Below are 1,606 nucleotides of genomic sequence, written 5' to 3'. Positions count from 1 at the left end.
GGTTCTGGATCACTTTCCGTGCTGGGGCCACGGAGGGTCACCGAAACCGCGATCATGAACGGCCTCACGCTGCGAGGAGGATCCGCTTGCGTAGGAGGTCGAAGCTGGCGCGGCCGAACATCTGGCGCTTCAGCATCTTGATCTTGTTGTTGTGTCCCTCGACCGTGCCGGAGCTGTAGGGCAGGCTGAGGCCTGCGACGACGGCGTCGAGGTCCTGGCCCAGACCGCTCGCGAAGGTGCGGAGTGCGGGCAGGTCGTCGCTGCGGACGTCGTTGATCCACTGGTCGAGCCGGCCGCCCTGGCGGTTGGTCATCAGCTCGGCGAAGGCGCGGACGTGGACTGCGGCCCGGTCGAGTTCGGGGCAGCGGGCGAGGATCTCCTTGAGCCGTTGGGCCTGATCGTGGCCCAGGTGGTCGGGGTGCCGGGTGATCCAGCTGGTCACGTCCCGGACGGAAGGCGGCTTGCGGGGCGGAGCCGCTTGAGGAGAGGCTTCGCGGAGCTGGCGAACGTAGCGTCTGACGATGGTGGTGCCGCCTGGGTAGCCACGCTCGCGGAGTTCTTGGAACAGCTGGGTTGCGTTGCTGCAGCCTTCCTGCCATCGCTGGTGGAGGTAGGGCTTGTGGGGATCGAGGATGCTGGTGCGGCCGGTCCACTTGCCGACCAACAGCTCATCTGGGCTCGCAGCGTGCGCGAGGCGGAGCACGGTGTTGCGGGCCAGGCCGAGCCGGCGGGCGATGGGCCGCTGCCCGAGGCCTTGGTCCAGCAGGGCGTGGACGGCTTGGTGCTGTTCTCGGACGCGGTCCGAGAGCCGGCCGGACCGGCGGGGCTCGTCGGACGGCGTGGCCTTCAGCTGGGCGGTGTCCGGCACTGGGATGGTGTCCGTCGGCGTCTGGTCTGAGGGTTCTCGCAACAGGGCCCGGTGGCCGATGACGGTCTTCTCGACGGCCTCGACGAGGTTGTGCCAGATATGCCAACGATCAGCGACATGGATAGCATCCGGCGCCCCGAGCCGTCCGGCCTCGGCGTAGGCAACGGACCGATCGCGGCAGATCACCTCGACACCGGGATGGTCGGCGAGCCAGGCGGCCACCGTCTCCACCGTCCGGTCGGGCAGCACATCGATCGGACGACGCGTCTCGATGTCCACCAGGATCGTGCCGTAGACATGTCCCTTGCGCAGCGCGAACTCATCCACGCCCAGCACTCGCGGCGTCTTGAACGTCGGATCGGGCAGCGTGCGTATCAGCCGCAACAGCGTGGATCTGCTCGCCGTGGCCGTCAGCACGCGGGCCAGGCGGGCGCCGGCTCGGCCCGCCAGCATCAGCGCCACCTGCTTCAGCACCGCCTGCAAGCCGACGCTTCGCCGCCCGTAGCGGAAGGTCAGTCCCGTGATCTGCTCGACGAACGTCGCCCGCGGGCACTGTTGCTCGGGGCAGCGGAACCGGCGAACGCGTAATTCGATCACCACCCGGCGGCCACCGGCCTCACGGTCGGCCAGCCGCCGTACGTACCCACTGTGCACACGGCTCGATGCCACACCGCAGCCAGGACACCCCGCCTGGTCCGCGACAGCGCGAGCCCGTACGATCACGAACTCGCCGTCCAG

Annotated in this window: 1 protein-coding gene; it reads right to left on the bottom strand. The window is 68.9% G+C overall.

All coding sequences use genetic code 11. The features are described from left to right. Positions 1-64: 64 nt before the first annotated feature. On the bottom strand, positions 65-1,606 hold a 1,542-nt coding region (locus ACFZAU_RS41795; RefSeq protein WP_500556604.1), incomplete at its 5' end, for an ISL3 family transposase.

The sequence above is a fragment of the Streptomyces sp. NPDC008238 genome (assembly GCF_042956445.1).
In the GTDB taxonomy this organism is placed as follows: domain Bacteria; phylum Actinomycetota; class Actinomycetes; order Streptomycetales; family Streptomycetaceae; genus Actinacidiphila.
Note: the sequence above shows the minus strand (reverse complement) of the source record. Positions and strands in the feature narration are given on the sequence as shown.